This is a genomic window from Pseudoalteromonas sp. SIMBA_162, assembly GCF_046535955.1.
Lineage (GTDB): Bacteria > Pseudomonadota > Gammaproteobacteria > Enterobacterales > Alteromonadaceae > Pseudoalteromonas > Pseudoalteromonas marina.
The window spans coordinates 1-276 of the sequence record NZ_JAWJBQ010000334.1; the positions used below are offsets into that span (position 1 = coordinate 1).

Consider the following 276-nt stretch of genomic DNA (forward strand, 5'->3'; position numbering starts at 1 on the left):
CCTATACGCCTGACGGGCGCTATACCGCATCCTTGCAGGGGACCGAGGATGTGTACTGGTCGCTGGGCGACAACTATCTTCCTTTCTCCGCGCTGGCAGAGGGTTACGAGCGTCCGGGCCTGATCCGCAATCTTCTGGATGCTATCGCTCGTGGTGAGGCACTGCCGGATGATGGCGCAGACGTGGATGCGGATGTCTTTGAGGCGCCGTATGCGGTAACTCTGGTGTCCCCTGAGCGCAGCACCACCGAGGATGAAACCTTTGTGGTGCAGCTGG

1 protein-coding gene is annotated in these 276 nt (G+C 60.5%); it reads left to right on the forward strand.

Annotated elements, in window-relative coordinates; translation table 11 throughout:
* On the forward strand, nt 1-276 hold a 276-nt coding region (locus R0J88_RS19930), incomplete at both ends, for a hypothetical protein (RefSeq protein WP_410900866.1).